Raw genomic sequence first — 253 nt, 5'->3', positions numbered from 1 at the left:
CGCTTCAGAACCTTGGCGATGCCCGGAGCAAGCGTCGTTCGTGGCGTCAGTATCTTCTTCATCGTTTGGCCAAAGCGTTCTCGTCAGCCTCGAATTTTACCTCCCTCGCGTTAATGCGACAGAGCCCATTCTTCGCCAACCCGCGGTAGCGCACCTTCGTGAAGCCCCACAGTCGTTTGACCACCGCGAAGACATGCTCTACGCGTGCGCGGATCCTCGACTTGTTGCGGTTCTTGCCGCGCTGCACCTCATC

Annotated in this window: 1 pseudogene; it reads right to left on the bottom strand. The window is 58.5% G+C overall.

What is annotated here, in order from left to right:
- Positions 1–127: 127 nt before the first annotated feature.
- Positions 128–253, bottom strand: a pseudogene (locus ACLFKU_RS44865) (transposase); the annotation flags it as partial.

The organism is Paraburkholderia sp. EG304 (assembly GCF_046543485.1).
Classification (GTDB): domain Bacteria; phylum Pseudomonadota; class Gammaproteobacteria; order Burkholderiales; family Burkholderiaceae; genus Paraburkholderia; species Paraburkholderia youngii.
This window is presented reverse-complemented; position numbering and strand designations above follow the sequence as displayed.